Genomic DNA, 18,660 nt, shown 5'->3' with positions numbered 1-18,660 from the left:
TGTAAAGTGTATAAAAATAAAATCATTTCAGTCGTAGTACCAGCGTTCAATGAACGAGTTCAGATTCGCAAAGTCATCGAAACGATGCCTGAATTCATCGACAAAATTATAATCATTGACGATTGCTCCAGCGACGGAATGTCTGATGTGGTTAATGAATATGTCGCAAAATCCGACAAAGTTGTCCTTATAAGACATGAAGTCAATCAGGGTGTGGGCGGCGCGATCGCGAGTGGTTATAAATGGTCTCGGGATAATAATATTGACGTATCAGTAGTCATGGCCGGCGACGGTCAGATGGATCCCAAAGATTTACCTGCAATCTTAGATCCGGTTGTAAACGGGGAATGCGATTATTCAAAAGCCAACCGTTTACTTTCTCCTGGCGCGGTAAAAGAAATCCCAACTATTCGTCTCTTTGGTAATTCTGTTTTATCATTGCTTACCAAAATCGCTTCCGGTTATTGGCATATTTCTGACTCTCAAACTGGCTATACAGCTATCAATCGCGAAGCCCTAATGGTCATTGACTGGGATTCAATGTATAAGCGCTATGGTCAGCCAAACGATCTGATCGTAAAACTTAACATCCACAATTTTAGAGTACGTGATGTAATCACTCGTCCAGTTTACAACGTAGGTGAAAAATCCAAACTTAAAATACGTCGCGCTGTTTTTACGATCAGCTGGTTACTGTTAAAACTTTTCTGCTATAGACTTAAAGAAAAATATATCTTGCGGGACTTCCATCCTCTGGTCTTTTTCTATGCGCTGGGCTTGGGAATGATACCTGTCACGATAGCATTCTTTGTCAGACTCGTTTATTTGTGGGCTGAGCAAGGTTCAATACCTCAAATTTCATTTTTGACTTTATTATTCTGTATCACAACGACCTTGAACTCTCTGTTTTTTGCGATGTGGTTTGATATGCAAAGTAATAAACATCTGAAATAGATGCTTAAAAAAATATCCAGTCATCCAATTTTCAAACTTGTAGTTGGATCAGGTGGCGGTCAGATAATTTCTGTGATCGCCTTGCCTTTTATCACGCGGTTATACTCTCCTGGTCAGTTCGGGGAAGTAGCACTTATAAGCGTTCTGCTTGGCATTGTTTCATCGTTAGCATTTTTTCAGGCGGACAGACTAGCTGTAGTTGAGTCAGAACAAAGTTATACAGGTTTGTTTTCATTTGCACTGTTGAGTGCGCTGGTTATTGGAGTAATAGGATTCGGCGTTGCCATTTCAATGCGATATCTTGAAGTCTTAAGGTATGAATCTGTTTCTTACAGTCTGTTTCTTTTTTTGATTCCCGCTATGGCCATTGCAAGTGGCTATAGACTGATTCGCATTCTTGCGTTAAGAAATTTTTTCTATAAACAAGTTGGAATTTCTTCGTTTTTAAACTCAGCATTTTCTGCTGTTGGAAAGTTAAGCTTTTCCGGTATCGGTTCATTAGGGTTACTAGCGGGGGATGCGCTGGGCAACTTAGTGACTCTTTTTTTTCTAAGGAGAAACTTAAAGCTCAGTTTTGGATTTTCATTTAAGGCCGCCAAAGACTTTTATACCAAAAACCAAGCTTTCCTTCGGGATTCTCAAGTTTCAACATTTTTGAATTCTATAGGCAGTGCCCTGCCTTCTTATATTATTAGTTCTCGATTAGGTGTGGCTCAGTTAGGCCTGTTCGCAATTGCGTATAGAATTGTATCTCTTCCCGTTGTCCATTTAGGAACTGCTAAGTCAGACTTTTATAATTCAAAAATTTCAGAGTTCATTCGAAATGGTCAACCGAAGGAGTTGCTTCAATTTTTGAAAAAGTGGGCTCTTAGAGATTTTCTTTTGGGAATTTCTGGATACCTTTTAATAGCCATTGTTTCTCCGTATGCATTTCCAATTATTTTTGGCAGCGCTTGGAGCGGTGGAGGACAGGTTGTCCAGATTCTGTCTATTTGGATGTTTGGAGCTTACCTGGTGGTGCCGTTCTCACACATTTTGATCCTGACTAAAAAGATCAGACTTAAAATGATCTACGACCTTTTTAACCTTATAACTTTGTCCGCTTTTTTCTTTGCTTCCAGTGGAAAGAACCCGATCGCTCTTTATTGGGGTTTATCCATTGTTCAATCGCTGACTTATGTCGTTTATTTCGTATTAATTTTGTATGCTGTGAAGTCTTTCACTTATCAAAAAGACTCTGAACCTGCCTAATGAATTTCTCGCCCTCCTTTTCGGCGCAGTATTCAGGCGCTGCGACGAGGGAGGCTTTTTTCATTTCAAGGATGTTCGACGTATTTAAGGTTTTGATCGCATTAACTACAGTCAAAACTTGAAAACTTTCAGCTACGATCGTGTTGCCTATTTTTTTACCCAGCCTCTGCATCTCAGGCGAAGGCCCAATGACTATTCCCAGGCCCGCTTGCATAAATTCAAAAAACTTATTGGGCAAAGTATACAGATAATTTTTTGTAACCGGTGGAAGAATAAAAATACCCAAATCGTACTTAGCCAAATTCGCAACAATAGATTTAGTGGGGACTGGAGGCACAATATTTACATTGGGTAAGTCCAAACAAAGCTTCTTAAGTTCCTGATAATACTCCGGCTCGTTTTCCGTTAACATAAGATCAAGCGAATAGTGTTCCCCGAGCTCTCTGCCGACTTCGATCATAATTTCCAGTTTTCTAAGTCTAATGGCGGCGCCATGATGAACCATTTTTATTGGGTCTTGCGCAACGGGAATACTTGAAGAAATTTTTTTAAATTCCGGAGCATTATATATAACTTTCGCGCGGGTACGGCAGTCCTTGAAATATTCATCGGCGATACCCTCGGATACTGTAAGAAACATGTCAGCCTGAGAAATGAACTTCCTAGCTATCCATTTATAATAGGGTTTAAATATCACCTTAAATTTAAAGGTATTAAACTGATCCGGATAATATTCGTGGGAGTCAAAAATTATTTTGGCGTTGGTGAAATGCATAACTGCGGCAGGAAGATTTGCTAAATCATTAACTATAACAATATCAAAATTCTTTTCAGCTAATGAATTGAAAGCATTTTTGGCTGCAATAAATTTAGGATCATGACGAAGGCAAAACCCGAATAAATTTCCCACGCTCATTATGAAAAAAAGTATTTTAGAAAAAAGGGTAAAACCTTTCTTTTCTAGAAGATTTGATCGGACATTATCTTCGGCATACTTTCCATACTCTAACAAACTGATTGTAGAAAAAGACTTTAACCATTGAATTTGCCTTAAAACGCGAGGGTCGGATTCAACAATGCTGTTCGTAACAATTAAAACCCTAAGGTTTTTCATGAACCAGCTCCATGAAAAAATCTAGTTCTGCGCCAATAGTATACTTGAGACTGAATTTTTGATTTGATTTCGCTTCTTGATTTTCTGTCTGTGAAAGTAAATTAGCATCAAGCCTTGGTCTTTCGTTATCCAGAAAATAAACCCGGTTAAAATCAGAAAGCATTTCTTTAGCAATGGATATGTTAGAAGTGATAACAGGCATTCCATAAGTGGCCATTTCGCACACCATGACGCCTTGTGAATCCAGACGGGTGGGCATTAGAGCGAAACGATAATTGTTCAGCAGTTCTGGCATTTCTTTCTGACTAAAATCTTTGATAAAGAATTTCAGATTTTGAGGAGGTTTGTTCAATTCGAAAAAATTTCCAGAGCCGTAAACATGGAATTTATATTCAGGATATATTTGCGCCAACCGAAATACTATGTCTAAACAATATTTGGGGCTGTCAAAAGGCCTGATAGTAATGAAATCTGCCTCCGGACGTTCAGGTTTTTTATAAGTAAACTCTTGAAAAACGGAGTTTGCGCAATTGTGTATGATTCTATGTTTGTTTCCAAAAAATGAATCGTTAACCCGTAAGTTGTTTTTTAATTCAGAATACATCCAATCGCTAACTGAAACGAAGTATCCCTGACCGCCATTAATCAATTTCTTAAAATAAAGCCTTAAAAACTTTAATTTTAGGAGGTCATAAAGATCTCCAATCAAAGAATTTATTAGACCTTTTAAATTAAAAGTTTTGTTGTTTGGGTTCGGAGTAAATTTAAACCTATCGTTATAATAGTTCTTTTTTCTTAGAACTTCATGTCCATGAAAAAAGAAGACTATTTTTTTAAACAGCCTTGAATGTCTAATTAAAAAACGAATGTGATTTTTTAAGTTAGGGGCGTGAGCGCAAACAATTTCATAGTTTTGCTTATTGCTAAAATCAGCTTCAGGAATTACCAATATTCCTTCATAGGTATACTTTTGATGAGCTTTAAAATTAATGACAGTTACATCATGGCCCAGGCTTTTATAATATAAAGATCTGCTATGCACATAGGACATAGCTTTGCTATTGATAGAAGGATAGGCCTCGGCAAGTATAAGAATGGTCATTGTTGTTCTATCCATTTTTGCAGTAGGTTCGTTTGTACTTCCCGATGATATGTTTTAATAATTTCCCATTTTTTTTGTGGAAGCCTGTTTGCATCTCGATCTAAATAAAAGGAACGTAAAGTCCTAACAATTCCGTCAATATCTTCATTAGCACTTATATAACCGCTCCCAGTTAATTTAATCATTTCACCGGCGACATCGTTTGGATCGACGAGCCCTAGGATAGGGCGATTGATTGCAAGATAATCGAAAATTTTTGAAGTGGTATTGCCTTTTTGCGGTGTCGTTGGATGAATTAACAGGAATGAATCCATTTCCTTCATTTTTTGGATAGATTCCTTGTAGGTCACGACACCATGTTGATAAACCAAGTTTGTTAAAGAAACGGGAACTTTTAATGAACCCGATCTTCCGTAGAAGTGGATTTCAAAGGGAAGATCTCCATACATTTTCGAATAGTGATCTAAAGCCTTGAAGAAATTGTTAGGATTTATTTCACCGTAAAGTGTTCCGAAATATCCAATTTTTATTTTTGAGGAAGACTTAACTTCACAGGGACTGGCATCCAATTCGAAATCGAAACCGTTTTTAATCTCTAAAAATTTGGTTTTAGGATTTTTACATTTCGTTCTATAGCCATTGAGAATCGGAGTCGACACTGTGCTTAGAAGGTCAGCATGAGCCAGTGTTTGGTTTTCCCAACTCAACAATCTCCGTTTTGAAATTGAATCAAGATTTGGATTGTCGCTCATCTCGTCCCGCATGTCTGCAATCCAAGTGATTTCGGGATGTTGTTTTTTGAAAGCAATTCCAGATTTTAATACGGCGAGGGGAGCGTAACTTGTGATCAGGATTTCTATCGGTTTTTGTCTGTGAAGCTTATCAATTTCTATTTTAAGTTTTCTTCCAAAGCCTAACTGTTCATCAACTGCTAATTTAGAAAGCAGCTTATTGAAAATAGCCTTCATAAGATGTGTCACTCTTGAAGAAGACTTTTTCATGTCGAAATAGCCCAAGCAGAAAGCGTTCGAGACTTCTATAACCCTGCAATCGAGGTTCTGTTGGATCTCGGCAGTATTTCGTTCATGATGTGTGGAAGTTACAACACTAATATCAAATTTGGACTTATCTAAATATTTAACCAGGGCAGCATTGCGTTGAACGGCCGTGTGACGCATTGGCGGAAAAAAAGATGTCACCAATACTATATGTTTCTTTTTTTTAGTCGGCGTCATTTCCAAACTTTGCTGAAGATTTACTTTTTGCAGTAGGATTGTAGATTTCTATGCTGTATTTGTTCAACTATTAAGTCAAATGTTTGCCGGCGAGAGTATCTTCCATTCTTGTTAGAAGTACCGAATAAGAAATATTTTTTTCTACCCAATCTTTTCCTTTTTGGCCTTTAGAATGCAGTTCATCAATAGGCTTTGAGCAAACGTCTATAATAGCTTTGGCTAGTCCATCTGGTTGATCCGAAGGAACCTTATAGCCACAATTGCTTTCAGAAACGGGATCTCTCTCAGTATCAATGGCATATAAGATGGGTTTGCCCATGGCCATATAATCAATGAGCTTATTCGGACTTACACCAAATTTAAAAACCGTGGATTTTTTCAATCCGATATATGCGATATCAATAAAATCTAATACTGAAGGTATTTGATATTTGGATACAGGATTTAAAAAAAGAATGTTATCCAAGCCTAGCTTTTCTGCTTTGGATATAAGCATTTTTTTCTCGGATCCATCACCCACTAGCACTAATCCTATCTTTGATTCTTTAGGAATGAGGCTAAAAGCGGTGATGATTGATTCAAGTGAATTAGCCGCCCCATGTGCGCCGACGTAACCCACAAGGCAGCAGTGCTTCTCTTTGAAATGAGCCAGGTCAGTTTGCAATTCTGGAGCTAGAGACTGCCTATTTTTTATAAAATCATCATCAAACCCATTAGGTATAAAGACGAATTTTTCTTTTTTTAGTCCGCGACTCTCCATATGTTCAAAAGCATATGGCAAAAGAGAAATGACCTTTTTCGAGTTTTTGTAAGCATAGTCTTCAGCCATTTGGCATAAAATATAAAAGGGGTGCTTTTTATGCATGCCACCAATTTCGCCCATGGAAAGTGGCCAGATGTCCCTAACTTCAAAAAACAAATTTCCGCCAGCTTTCCGTGCTATTTTGTGCGCTCCCCAGATTATGAAAGGGTGGGGACTGGATGCAATGACAGCGTCGGCTTTAAGAATTTTCGCAAAATACGATGAATACCACCATAATTTGAATGAAAAAAGAAACATGCCTAAAGCCCTTTGCAGGGAGTTTCCGGAAAACTTAAGGGATTTTAGCCAGTGATATTTGATTCCTTCGACCTGACTGCATTCCAAATCATTTTCAATTGACGGATTTACTCGACGTACACGAGAGTAACTTGCGGTGATAATTTCGACTTCATGCCCGCGGGATTTAAGACCTTGCGCAATATGATAGGGGCGAAACAGCATGCCCATTTCTTTAGAGCCCACATCGTGCGCAATGATCAGGACTTTCACTATATCTGCTCCATAAGATGCGCTACGATTTTTTTACTCGCATCACCGTTACCATAAAGACCTTGAGGCCAAACTCGTTGATCAGTGGCCTGATGATAGGCCTTCAGTATTCGATCTGAGTTTGCTCCTGTAATAACATTTTGCCCTATTTCTACAAGCTCTGTCCATTCCGTTTCATCGCGCATTGTTATGCAAGGTTTATCAAAAAAATACGCTTCCTTCTGCAGACCACCACTGTCGGTAAATACGAATGAAGCATTTTTCAACAATTCAAGCATATCGAAGTAACCCACTGGGTCTATGATCTTAATATTTTTAGTTTCAATTTTATATTGTTCGATAAATTTACGAGTACGAGGATGTAACGGAAGAACAATGGACTTTTCCAGACTTATTTCAGTGAGAGCTGAAAAAATTTGGTTCAATCTTTCCGCTGAATCTGTGTTTTCGGCTCTGTGAATAGTGCACAATCCGTAATCAGAAAGCTTAAGATCCGCTACAATTTTCGATCTTTTTTCGCTTATTTTTGAATAATAAAGTGCAGCATCCATCATAACGTCGCCGCTGTTCAGCACCTTGCACGCAAGCGTATTATATCCTTCTTTTGCAAGATTTTTCATCGCGGATTCTGACGGGCAGAATAGGTATTTTGAAACCCTATCGGTAAGAACACGGTTGATTTCTTCAGGCATAGTCATATTAAAGCTTCGAAGGCCTGCCTCAACATGCGCTATAGGGATTTTAAGCTTTGCAGCTGCTAATGCGCCGGCAAGTGTTGAATTGGTATCGCCGTAAACTAGCATTAAATCTGGCTGTTCGCTTACGCAAAGTTCTTCAATCTTTATCATCATCTCGCCGGTCATCGCGGAATGAGTCTTGCCGAAAATCCCCAAATTAAATTTAGGCTTTGGAATTTCCATCTCTCTAAAGAAAACATCAGACATGTTGGCATCGAAGTGCTGACCAGTGTGAACCATGATTTCCTCGAAAGAACGCTGCATTGCGATCTCTCTGCTAACTGCGGCAGCTTTAATAAATTGAGGTCTTGCGCCAACTACTGTGATTATCTTCATATTTTCCAACAAAATTATTCCTTAATCTAAATTGTGTACGCGGAGGTGCCAATCATTTTTTTCCAACCTTTTTTTCTGTTTCATTTGTCTTTTTCAGTATTTTTACGATAGGGATATTTGCAAAGGGATTGTGTCTTAATAGTTGAGATGAGCGGTCGAACTAAGTATAGTGCATGGCGCATCATGACGATATCTCGGTGGGAATTAGGTAAACAACAATGAACGTATTGGTCACAGGTGGAGCCGGCTACATAGGCTCTCACGTTAGTCAGAAATTAGTGAACTTAGGGTATTCCGTGACCATCCTTGATAATCTTTCCACTGGATTCAAGACGGCTGTTTCCCCGAATGTTGAGTTTATTCACGGAGACGTGCGAGATATTTCGCTTGTGAGCAGTGTATTAAAAGGGAAAAACTTCTCTGGGGTGATGCATTTCGCAGCAAAACTCGTCGTTCCTGAATCGATTTTAAAACCAATTGAATATTATGAAAACAATGTGGGCGGCGTCATGACCGTGGCTAAGGCATGCGATAATGCTGGGGTCAAAAATTTCATTTTTTCTTCTACTGCTGCGGTTTATGGCAGTGAGCCAATGGGTCTTATTTCAGAATCAACTCCGACAGCTCCGCTAAATCCGTACGGGCAGTCAAAGCTTATGAGCGAGACCATTCTTAAAGACTGCGAGAACGCGTTCGGATTAAGATCTGTGCGTCTGCGTTATTTTAACGTAGCAGGTGCTGCACAAGATGGATCGAATGGTCAACGTACAAAAACAACTACGAATCTCATTAAAGTAGCGAGCGAAGCTGCGTGTGGAAAGCGTGATTTCGTCGAAATCTACGGGACAGATTATAATACTCCTGATGGCACTGGAATCCGGGATTATATTCACGTTGAAGACCTCGCCGATCTGCATATTATGGGCCTTCAGTATTTGGAAGAGGGCGGTGCGTCCGATACTTTCAATTGTGGCTATGGTCATGGTTATTCCGTCAAAGAAGTATTGGAAGAGATTAAAAAAGTAAGTGGAAATAATTTTTCGGTTGTTAACAAACCCCGCCGGCAAGGTGATGCTGAACGGTCTGTTGCTGATTCTGCTAAAGTGCGTAAAGTTTTTAACTGGTCACCTAAAAGAGATGACCTAGCAATCATTTGCAAATCTGCCTACGACTGGGAAAAATCACTGAAAACTTAATACCCTAATCGGAGAGAAATTATGTATCTACTCGGCTCCAAAGACATAAAATTCTACATAAAAAAATGGATCGCCGACCGAAACGACTTCTTCAAAAATAAAACCGTTTTAGATCTCCCGGCAGGCAATGGTCTTTCTTCGAAGCAACTTCACGACATTGGCGCTAAAGTCATTGCAGCTGATCTTTTCCCAGAATTCTTCCGTGTGCCCGAGCTAAAATGTACTTATACTGATCTTGCTGAAACTCTTCCGTACGCTGATCAATCGATGGATTTCGTTCTTTGCCAAGAGGGAATTGAACATGTAACAGATCAGTACCGTGTTTTAAAAGAATTCGCACGCATCTTAAAAACTAACGGAACTCTTGTAATCACAACGCCAAATTATTCAAATCTTCGCTCACGCATGTCTTATCTTTTAAACGAAAGCGAGCTGATGGGAAAAATCATGCCTCCCAATGAAGTGGACAGTGTGTGGTTTAATCCAAGTCAAAAAAATAAAATTTACTTCGGGCATGTGAATTTGATTGGTATTCAGCGGCTTCGTCTGTTTGCAAAGTTAGCAGGATTGAATCTTGTGCAGGTGCATGCAAATAGAGTGAACTACACCTCATTAATGCTTTTCCCAATTCTTTATCCGCTGATCAGCTATTTTAGTTGGGCCTCGTATCGTCGCATGAAGCGAAAGCAGGGGAAAGAAGCCGCAGAAAAAGTAAAAGAAAGTTTTAAGCTCGCACTTTCACCAAGCGTGCTTTTGCAAAATCACTTAATCGTTGAATTTAAGAAAGTGTACCAAGCAGAAACTTCGACAAAAGAATCCTTAAGCCGTGCGGAACACTTTGTAACCTAAGAGCGATCACTTCCGATTATAAAACCAACGCCCAATAATATTAAACGAAGTACTAACAACCGAATGTGCTTGGCCCACGGCACTTTCTTGATAAAGCATTTCACCAGAAACCCCGTAGCGTGAACCTTCACCAAAAGACTTACTGACCTGAATACCCAATCGATAACTTAAACCCATCGGGTAGCTTTCTGAAAAGCCCACGGCGGTCGATGCTGCCGGTGCATCAGTGTCAACACTGGTAACTTCCATGGTTGTCATTGTTAAACCCATACCCGCATGAATATCTATGTAGCGCATAAGTCCATAACGTCCTGCCACGCCAAAGTTTCGGATCGTCACAGCACTTTCGCGATTTTCATAATAGCCAGTGTTGGGATAGGTGAAAGATTCAGACAAAGAAGAAGTCATCTGCTCAATAAAAGGCCCCCACTTAAACGAAGGGGTTTGTGACTTTTCATAACCGATTTCAAAGTGTTGGGTTTTTTCCGTTAAGGCTTTACTAGCAGTCCCAAACCCCACCAGACCATAGACCAGCGAGTGCTTCTTTTTATATCCAAGAAAGCCTTCCTCTTTCGGGACGAGCGGCGAAGGCGTAGACGTAGGGGCTTCAATCACCTCATCATTATCCGCAAGTTCAACTGCATCCTGTGACCAAGATTGAAACGTCCAGAATTGAAACAACAAAATGATAAAAAGTCGATTAAGGACTTCTTTAAAAGGTATCATAAACTAAGGGTAGTTGAAGATCACATAAATGCGTAGATATTTTATTAAATTCTGGATTTTTGCTGTACTATTTTTTCCTTTTCTAAGCTTAGCGCAAGAAGGGGGAAAAAGATTTTCCGTTGCTTTAGCCGGCGGATATACCAACACGCCCTTTTCAGGCATTCAAGGTTCTGACTTTTCAGCCTTTAATCATTATGCCGTCGATGTCTCAATGAGATATCGAACAAAAAGCATGAATATCACTTTAGGTTACGCTTACACCCCGCAAATCAAGCTCGTCGATATCCGTTGGACTGACGGGGAAACGGGTGATTACAACCTCGATTTCATGACCCCTTACATAGGAATCGGCCCCATCAGCAAAAAATTTCTTTTTGATTTTTTAGTCGGGATAGAAAGCATGCGCTTAAGTGGTACGCCCGAGGTCGGCTTTAACGGTCCAAGCAGCACACTGATTGGTTTTCGCGGCGGATGGCATGGTCACTATAAAGGACGTTTATCATTTCCGATGTATGCTCGCGTGTGGTTAAAGCCTGTGCGCGAATTGCAATTCACAGAAAAACCTTCTGAAAATTCTGAAGTAGCAGCCGGAGCCGGCGTAGATTTAATGATTGGAGTTTCCTATGAACTTTTCTAAAGCTTCACTGGCTCTTTTAGTAGCTTTAACGACGGCGAATTGTGAATACTCTTTAAAGCGTTATGCGTCTGAAGAAGAAGCTCCGGCAGGGGATTTTATTTTAGATGTGGATGATCTAGTGATTGAGGATGCTACCAAAGCCGGCGTATCTTCGAATGAGTTTCAATTGTTAACGAATGGCACGACTAACCTTGGTTGTACCGAAGGGGCGGATGGTCAGCCGACGACGGGGTTTGGCACTGTTAACAATTCAGTTTCTTTAAATTCTTTCGCGGTCTATATGGGCGAGACTTTTAGCTTTCCCTTTACGATTAAGCCTACAGCAGTTGTTTTGCGTGTAAAACGAACAGGAAATCCTTCTGCCAATGCTATCGTAGAACTTACAGATTTGGCTGCAGGGGCACCAGACGAATCAGACGTAGTTGCAACCAGTAGCACGATAGCAATGTCGGGATTTGCAACAGGGTCGGGCAGTGACCAAACATTTACCTTCGCAACAGCACCAACTTTAAATGCATCCACTAGTTATGCAGTTGTGCTGCGTGGGGTGAATGGTTCAGGGACCGTCGACGGAAGTAATACTATAAACTGGCGCCTTGGGAATGATACAAGCGATTGTAGCGATTTTGATGTCTTGCAAAACTCGTCGAATACGGGCAGTACATGGGCCAACGATGCCACAGGCGCAGTGCCGTATTTTCATTTCGTAGTACCAGCGTTTCAGGCCACAGGCGCAGGCTACTGGATAGTAGATGGCGGGTCCTCTACCTCATGGGATATGGCTAGTTTTGATATTGATGAAAATCCCAACGGAGATAAGCCAGGAACGATAACCTACGACATAGGGGTTGGGGCTGACTCAAGTACTCCATCTTATTCGCAGACAGGCTTGTCACTGGCACAAGTAAAAGCTTTGACAGGACTTACCGGACGCTATCTTTATGTGCGCGTAGTTTTAAATTCCGCCTACACCAATATGAGTAGCTCTGGAATCGGTAACGGCGCAGTGTCTGAAGCGGACTAGCTTAATGCCGGTTAGTGGAGTATCCACATATCCCGGCATCTAACTAAGATTTTAAAGTTCCGGAAGCAGTCCAATTGAAAATACTCCCGTTCGATATATATTAGAAGTAAACGGAATCGTAATAATATTTTTGGTCGTATCAATTTGCATTTCTCGAGCGTAAATTGCGCTATCTCCGAATGTTGGCTGCTGATAGTAAGCGGTACAAGGGGTGGCCCAATTCGTTAAATCGCAATATGACAGGGTGATCGATTTATTACTATTTGCGGGATCTGCATAGTTGCTGAAGCTTACTGATTGAATCCAAGCTATTCTACTTGAACCTCTTTGTACGACTTTTATACTTGGATTTAAACCAAATCCATTAGTTCCAGTCGCACTTGCAACAGTCTTATTGTCTTCACAATCAAAAACATTAGAAGCAATATCGCACTTGGCTAGTCTTAACCCTTGGGCCATATCACTATCTTGTTGGCTTGCTATTAAAACGCCAGAGCTATCCATCACAATATAAGGGTGTGCGCCGGCGTGCATAGTGTCCGCTCCGTTAACGATTGTACCGTCATCAATCAGGCTGTAACTTCCGCACGCGAGCGTATTATCTCCAGCAAGTGTGCACGATACAGCATAGAGTCCCGTATTTAAACGATGTCCTGCCATTACTAAATTGGTGCCATTAAATGCGACATCCGTGTATTCGGCCTGGTTGGAACCTAATCCAGAGTTCTGATGTGTTTTGCAGCTTGATAGGGCACTTGCTGGCAAGGCGCTATCATCGAAGCTACATGCAGTAATTATGTATCCGTCTGGTGTTTGCGAGCTAAAGACGATCTTATTACTCTGAACATGCATCGCTGTAAATTCGCCTAGGTTTTCGATAGAACCGATCCCAGCTAAAGTGTGAATGTTATGTCGTGCACATGAAGTCGCGAAATCAATGATTTTAGATCCATTAATACCGCTTTTATCACACACGAGTAATGTACTGATCCCTTTGTTGGCTGCAGTTTTGTCAGCTTTTTGGTTAGATGAAGCAATCAATATTTTATTCGTGGTCACTTGAGTATTGAGTTTATATCCGGCTAAAGCTCCCGCCCAGTAGGGTTCTCCTGCTACCGTTAGGATATTGTTTCCACAACTAGCAGAATTTATATTTCCTGTCGCAGATGTCTTATCGCAAATCTGCAAGTGCAATCGTGTGAAGGTTCCACCATCGGCCTTACTAGAGATATAATAGTAGCTGGAATCTGACGCAATTTCTGGCTCAAAAACATCAGTGGCAGAAGAACCAAGGGCGCCTTGATAGTCAATATAGGATGCTCCCTTAAACGTAGCAAAATTAGTAAGACTATCCTGATTCGAAGTCACACTCATAGTGTGGCCATGGGCTACAGCCACGTTCGCTGGCGTAAATTTAACTTTAAAGCTGCACGTTGCACCACCTGCAAGCGTAACCCCACAAGTATTATTAGTAGCTGAATAGCTCGTCGGCGATCCCGAGAATGCTAGCGCGAAGTTCGTTGCAGTTAAATCCCCATCATTAGCAATCGTAATGACACCAGTTTCATCTGTCGCAGAAGCGGCAATAAGTCCAAACGAGTGAGTTGTCGCAACAAAGTCTTCAGTTAAATCAACACCCTTATAAGAACGACCACGAATTTCAGTAACTTCAAGATCCACCGGTGTACCATCGTCTTCACCAGTAATAGTTAATCTATAGTTCGACGGTGTTTCACGCACAGCTTGTGGCGTATACGTCACAACAACTGTACAGGTTTCGTTATACTCTAACTCTTCACCCGTACAATTATCCGTTGTAATTGCAATTGCAGTTCCAGCCCCTGCGATCTTCACAAGATTCAAAGATAAATTCGAAAGCGGGAAGGCCGGCGCTCTATTGTTTTTAATTGTGAACGTCACAGAGCGAGAACTAGGGCTAAGGTCAACAATGTTTTCTGCCGGAATATCAATCGCACCCGTGATATCAGTTAAAGCAATATCATTTGAAGTGTATGTGGTCTGCGCGCGATCATCCTTAACAGCTAAAAGCGGAGCATCCCAAGTGGCACCTGTGATCGCCACGTTCGTGGTGTCCGTATCAGACTGTTGGGTTTCAGTAATTACAAACGTTGTATCATGAATAGCCGCTGAACCATGGGCATGGCTGGTAATTTCATATTCACAAGAAGCCCCGGCCACAAGTGTAGCGCCACAAGTCCCACCCGTAGTCCACGGAGCCGCCAAAGCAGAGTAACTCAAATTCGCCGTTCGATTACCATTATTAGTAATCGTCACAGTCTTCGTTTCAGTATCCGCATCACCAACTTTGATCACTGCGAAATTTAATGTCACCGGAGTTACATCTAAATCCATGATCGTTCCAGTACCAGAAAGATTCGTAGCAAGATTTCCTGTTTTACCGCTGCCATCCACCGGAACTGTCAATGTGCCAGCCTGGCTGCCAGAAGAAGAAGGATCAAAAGCCACAGACACAGTACAAGATGCACCATCAGCTAAGGTCGCAGCACAAGTAGAGCCTGTGATCGTAAACGCACTGGATCCCGTGATCGCCGGGGTGCCAATGTTGATCGTGCTGCCGTTGCTGTTTGTAATAGTAAACAGACGGGTCAGATTACCATTATCTAAATCCCAATCAGCAAACTGAGGATCGCCAGACATATTTGCTAAAGGCATATCTTTCACATTTGCTTTTAATAATACTTCCGCAGTGCCACCCACGGCACATGCCACAGTCAGTTTTTTATCTGTATAAGTAATATCACCTGCCGGAGCCGTTAAGCGAACCACCACATCACAAGTGTCATTCTTATTTAGGGCTGCTGTACACGTTTCAGATTGCACCGTGAACGGAGCTTCCGCAGACAACAAGCAACCAGAAGCATCATCTAAAGTACTTGGATTGCTAATTGCGATAGCACTTGAATCACGAATACCATTTCGTGGTACATCCCCAAAATTATACTCACTAGGGCCTGCAATCTTAGTTGCCGTTCCAGAAAGTGGGAAGGTCTTTGAAGTGTTCGTGGCATTGACTTTTAAATTCGCAGTCGATGTTCCAACTGTGACAGGGGAGTAAGTCACGGTTAAGTTACAAGTGTCAGTGATAGCTAAATTAGTCCCATCACAGCCCGCAGTTGACCACGGACTTGAAACCGCTTCAACATCTAAGTTACCACTGCTTCCTGTAGAAGCTTCATTTTCTAAGACGATAATCTGATTATGGGTAGATCCCACCAGTGCCGTTGCAATACCCACTGAAGTCGTATCAGAAGCAATACGCTTCGCTGGATCCACACCCGTACCTGTTAAGTTCACAATCACAGGTGCGATATTACTAGTCGCAGTTAAGGTCGCACCTGCAGCGCCTTCAACTAAAGGATTAAAGCGCACGCTGACTGTACAGCTTGCTCCCGCACTTAATGAAGTCGGGCAGTTATTGCTTATAACAGAGTAAGCACCCACAACCGGAGATAAATCAATCAACACATTAGTAGCAGCCAAATCAAGGCCCACCCCTGTGTGTGTCAGTGTAAAGATCTCTGTTTTCGTAGGACCAATATCCACGTTGCCAAAAGCTGCAGTGCCCGACCAAGCAAGAATAGCGGCTTTTCTGATTTGCGCCGTCATAGTGACGGAAGCTTTTCCGCCGACACTGCAAGTGTAGTCTAAACTTTCGCTAAGATTTGCAGAAGCTGCATGGGTATTAGGAAGTTTGACTAAAACAGAGCAATCTCCCTCAGGCTCTAATTCTGATCCGCACGTGGTGTCTGCCACTTGAAAGTTAACAGGTATAGAAAGAGCACACGTCGAAGCCGTATCCACAGTCGAAGGATTGGTGAAGTAAACACGAGTGCTAGCAAGCACTTCAGTGCTATTCGCAACTTCGCCAAAGCTTAAAGATGACTGGCTGCTTGTGATTTTTTTAGCTGTTGCCGCAAAGCTAGCCGCCGCATTTGAAACACCAGTTCCTGAACCCGTGATGGTCCCAGAAGTCGTTCCCGTTTGCTCAGCTCCCGGTGCTGCAGAAGGGGCATAAGTTAAAACATACTTACAAGATGTTCCCGCATTTAAGGTCGCACCACAAGCATTGCTTGTTTCGCTCCACGGGCTGTTGACACCTGATTTAGAAAGACCAAACCCAGCTAGATTCGTTGAATCTTGATTCATAAACGTAAATTCAACGTTTTCAGATATACCGACAAGGCGATCTGACCAATTTACTTCCGTTGGCGGAACTAAAACAAGTTGTAAACTTGAAGTCACTTCTGCACTTAAAGGAATAGTTAACGTACCACCTTTAGTACAAGTCATTTGCAAGTTTGCAGAACGTGAACCCACTGTTGAGTTTGCAGTAAATCTAGGAACGATAGTGCAGCTAGCATTCGCAGCCAAGCTTGTCGCATCTAAACACGTTGAATCTTCATCAATAGAAAATCCGGTGCCTTGAAGTGAACTTGATAAAATCGAACAACCCGTCGCAGTGCCAGACGCTTCATTAGTCACAATGATCGGTGCACCCGGGCGGTCATTCTTCGTTTTTACGAAACCAAAATCCACAGATTCTTGAGAGCTCGTAAGGCCCTTACCTTGGCCAGTGACACCGATAGACGGAACTAAAGAACCATCACTGCTAGTGTTAGTTAAATTGTTTTGTGATACACCAGATTCTGTCGGCGTGAATGTCACTTGAACTGTACATGAAGCAGAAGGGGCTAAAGTCTCAGTACAAGTGCCACCTGTGATGCTATATCCTTCGCCCATACTAGTAGAAAGATTATTTAAAACATCCGTCATGGTGTCAGTGGTTGAACTATTTGTTAAAGTGATTGTTTTTGTCGCTGAATCGCCAATTAGGACATCACCAAAATCAAGATTGCTCGTGTTACTTGTAATCAAAGAATCCGTTGAAGCCGCCGTAACAGGAATTCGCAACTCACCACCACGGGAATCACAAGATACAACTAAATCTATAGAATGAGATTTCACCGTCGCTGCAGGCGTATAGGTAATATCGACAGTCAAGTCGCTTCCCGCAGTGACCGTGCCGGGATTGGCATTTGAAGTTATCGCAAAAGCCGCATCGACTGGATCTAATGCGACTGTACAAGAACTTGCATCAACAGGGATAGAATCTGTGCCCACAGCGACCGTTAAGCTTTTTGGTACAGCAGCGCTTGAAGTTTTCACAATTCCATAATCAAGAGTCTTAGTTGTGGAAGTCAGACCAACAGAAGTACCTGTGAAAGTATAGGTTCTGTAAGTCCCGTTAGTTGCAAGAATTTCTAAGATACAAGAATGAGCGCCCGTTTCAGTGGGCTTAAACGCAACCTTAATGTTACAAGTCGCCAAACTTTGAGCAGTGAGAACGCTACCAACGATGCATTGCGCACTTCCTGGTGCTACAAGTGAACAGCTGCTGCCAGGTTTAAAGTCAATGCTGGCAATCGTTAAATCCTGACCCGCAGTACTCGCTGTATTTTCAACAACAATATCACCGGTATTAACTGCACCCGCAGCACCGGAATAAACCATCGTAGTCGCAAGATCTAGTTCGTTTTCATCAATGTAAAAATCAGGAATCAAAACTGCAGGATCAAAAGAACTTTTAAAAATAAAATCAGAACCCGTCAGGGTTTTAAACTTAAAAGTCAGTTCAATGATATCTGGAGGAACTTTTCCCGGAGCGTACTTAATCGCCACAGAACAAGTTTCGTTATAAGTTAAAACATTATCAGCGCATGACTCAAAAGAAATCCCATCAATCACAGTAAAAGCTGCGTGATTAGGATCCATAGTTAATTCAAAATCTTTAAGGGGATTGAAGCGGGGATTTTTGATTAAAAACTCAATAACTGCGTTTTCACCATAACGAATGCTTTTTACAGTCACTGCACCAACATCGCCACCAGAGCCATCAGCACTAACACTTTCGCGATCTTCATCATCACCACCAACAAGATCAATCGTCGTTGTCGGACTTGCGCAGTTTAAGTTTTCGCGCATACATGCTTCAGTTGCGAAATCTTTTCCTTGTTGCGTACAAGAAATTAGAACTCCAGAAAAGAAGGTAATAAGTAGAAGAATATTTAGTGTTTTCAAATGCCTACCTCAGCAATTAGTGCCCAATAATTTATCGGTAGGTTTTGTTAATTAATTTAGCAATTCA

The 18,660-nt window shown here is 41.5% G+C and carries 13 protein-coding genes; 6 read left to right on the top strand and 7 right to left on the bottom strand.

The window, feature by feature from the left end:
• Window positions 1–6: 6 nt before the first annotated feature.
• On the top strand, window positions 7–954 hold the full coding sequence (locus tag MNR06_RS04640; protein WP_243539204.1) for a glycosyltransferase family 2 protein: 948 nt from the start codon (window positions 7–9) through the stop codon (window positions 952–954).
• Window positions 955–2,205, top strand: a complete 1,251-nt coding sequence (locus MNR06_RS04635) for a lipopolysaccharide biosynthesis protein (protein WP_243539203.1) — start codon at window positions 955–957, stop codon at window positions 2,203–2,205.
• Here MNR06_RS04635 and MNR06_RS04630 read toward each other — a convergent pair.
• The 5 genes from MNR06_RS04630 to wecB form a co-directional block, all read right to left on the bottom strand.
• The gene (locus tag MNR06_RS04630) at window positions 2,174–3,319 is read right to left on the bottom strand and encodes a glycosyltransferase (protein WP_243539200.1); all 1,146 of its coding nucleotides are present in this window, start codon (window positions 3,317–3,319) and stop codon (window positions 2,174–2,176) included. The two genes, MNR06_RS04635 and MNR06_RS04630, sit on opposite strands and share 32 nt — an antisense overlap.
• Window positions 3,306–4,421, bottom strand: coding sequence for a glycosyltransferase (locus tag MNR06_RS04625; RefSeq protein ID WP_243539198.1), 1,116 nt, complete (start codon window positions 4,419–4,421; stop codon window positions 3,306–3,308). Before MNR06_RS04625 ends, MNR06_RS04630 begins: the two co-directional genes overlap by 14 nt.
• Window positions 4,418–5,656 carry a glycosyltransferase family protein gene (locus MNR06_RS04620; RefSeq protein WP_243539196.1) on the bottom strand — a complete coding sequence of 413 codons (1,239 nt, stop codon included), beginning with the start codon at window positions 5,654–5,656 and terminating at the stop codon, window positions 4,418–4,420. Before MNR06_RS04620 ends, MNR06_RS04625 begins: the two co-directional genes overlap by 4 nt.
• Before the next feature lie 70 nt (window positions 5,657–5,726).
• Complete coding sequence (locus MNR06_RS04615; protein ID WP_243539194.1) at window positions 5,727–6,968, bottom strand: glycosyltransferase family 4 protein; 1,242 nt, start codon at window positions 6,966–6,968, stop codon at window positions 5,727–5,729.
• A complete protein-coding gene (gene wecB, locus MNR06_RS04610; RefSeq protein WP_243540778.1) occupies window positions 6,968–8,041 on the bottom strand; it encodes a non-hydrolyzing UDP-N-acetylglucosamine 2-epimerase in 1,074 nt (357 codons plus the stop codon). The genes MNR06_RS04615 and wecB overlap by 1 nt, the downstream gene beginning before the upstream one ends.
• Window positions 8,042–8,259: 218 nt before the next feature.
• Between wecB and galE the strand changes: the two genes are divergently transcribed.
• Together galE and MNR06_RS04600 are read left to right on the top strand one after the other, a co-directional pair.
• Window positions 8,260–9,237, top strand: a complete 978-nt coding sequence (gene galE, locus MNR06_RS04605) for a UDP-glucose 4-epimerase GalE (protein WP_243539192.1) — start codon at window positions 8,260–8,262, stop codon at window positions 9,235–9,237.
• Window positions 9,238–9,258: 21 nt separating this feature from the next.
• Window positions 9,259–10,086, top strand: a complete 828-nt coding sequence (locus MNR06_RS04600; protein ID WP_243539190.1) for a class I SAM-dependent methyltransferase — start codon at window positions 9,259–9,261, stop codon at window positions 10,084–10,086.
• 6 nt (window positions 10,087–10,092) lie between these two features.
• Here the strand turns inward: MNR06_RS04600 and MNR06_RS04595 are convergent, their stop codons facing one another.
• On the bottom strand, window positions 10,093–10,812 hold the full coding sequence (locus MNR06_RS04595; RefSeq protein WP_243539188.1) for a hypothetical protein: 720 nt from the start codon (window positions 10,810–10,812) through the stop codon (window positions 10,093–10,095).
• A gap of 28 nt (window positions 10,813–10,840) precedes the next feature.
• Here MNR06_RS04595 and MNR06_RS04590 point away from each other — a divergent pair, with 28 nt between their 5' ends.
• Window positions 10,841–11,449 (top strand): hypothetical protein, encoded by a 609-nt coding sequence (locus tag MNR06_RS04590; RefSeq protein WP_243539186.1) that lies wholly within the window; start codon window positions 10,841–10,843, stop codon window positions 11,447–11,449.
• Window positions 11,436–12,473 carry a hypothetical protein gene (locus MNR06_RS04585; RefSeq protein ID WP_243539184.1) on the top strand — a complete coding sequence of 346 codons (1,038 nt, stop codon included), beginning with the start codon at window positions 11,436–11,438 and terminating at the stop codon, window positions 12,471–12,473. Before MNR06_RS04590 ends, MNR06_RS04585 begins: the two co-directional genes overlap by 14 nt.
• Before the next feature lie 51 nt (window positions 12,474–12,524).
• Here MNR06_RS04585 and MNR06_RS04580 read toward each other — a convergent pair whose 3' ends face one another.
• On the bottom strand, window positions 12,525–18,593 hold the full coding sequence (locus MNR06_RS04580) for a choice-of-anchor D domain-containing protein (protein ID WP_243539182.1): 6,069 nt from the start codon (window positions 18,591–18,593) through the stop codon (window positions 12,525–12,527).
• Window positions 18,594–18,660: the final 67 nt, after the last annotated feature.

Source organism: Bdellovibrio reynosensis, assembly GCF_022814725.1.
In the GTDB taxonomy this organism is placed as follows: Bacteria; Bdellovibrionota; Bdellovibrionia; order Bdellovibrionales; family Bdellovibrionaceae; genus Bdellovibrio; species Bdellovibrio reynosensis.
The sequence above is the reverse complement of the archived record's forward strand: the minus strand, read 5'-3'. Positions and strand labels throughout refer to the sequence as shown.

Excerpts from the sequence above, each read along its gene's own strand:
- MNR06_RS04635 (WP_243539203.1), top strand. The coding sequence starts at position 955 with ATGCTTAAAAAAATATCCAGTCATCCAATTTTCAAACTTGTAGTTGGA.
- MNR06_RS04630 (WP_243539200.1), bottom strand. The coding sequence starts at position 3,319 with ATGAAAAACCTTAGGGTTTTAATTGTTACGAACAGCATTGTTGAATCC.
- MNR06_RS04625 (WP_243539198.1), bottom strand. The coding sequence starts at position 4,421 with ATGACCATTCTTATACTTGCCGAGGCCTATCCTTCTATCAATAGCAAA.
- MNR06_RS04620 (WP_243539196.1), bottom strand. The coding sequence starts at position 5,656 with ATGACGCCGACTAAAAAAAAGAAACATATAGTATTGGTGACATCTTTT.
- wecB (WP_243540778.1), bottom strand. The coding sequence starts at position 8,041 with ATGAAGATAATCACAGTAGTTGGCGCAAGACCTCAATTTATTAAAGCT.
- galE (WP_243539192.1), top strand. The coding sequence starts at position 8,260 with ATGAACGTATTGGTCACAGGTGGAGCCGGCTACATAGGCTCTCACGTT.
- MNR06_RS04600 (WP_243539190.1), top strand. The coding sequence starts at position 9,259 with ATGTATCTACTCGGCTCCAAAGACATAAAATTCTACATAAAAAAATGG.
- MNR06_RS04595 (WP_243539188.1), bottom strand. The coding sequence starts at position 10,812 with ATGATACCTTTTAAAGAAGTCCTTAATCGACTTTTTATCATTTTGTTG.
- MNR06_RS04590 (WP_243539186.1), top strand. The coding sequence starts at position 10,841 with ATGCGTAGATATTTTATTAAATTCTGGATTTTTGCTGTACTATTTTTT.
- MNR06_RS04585 (WP_243539184.1), top strand. The coding sequence starts at position 11,436 with ATGAACTTTTCTAAAGCTTCACTGGCTCTTTTAGTAGCTTTAACGACG.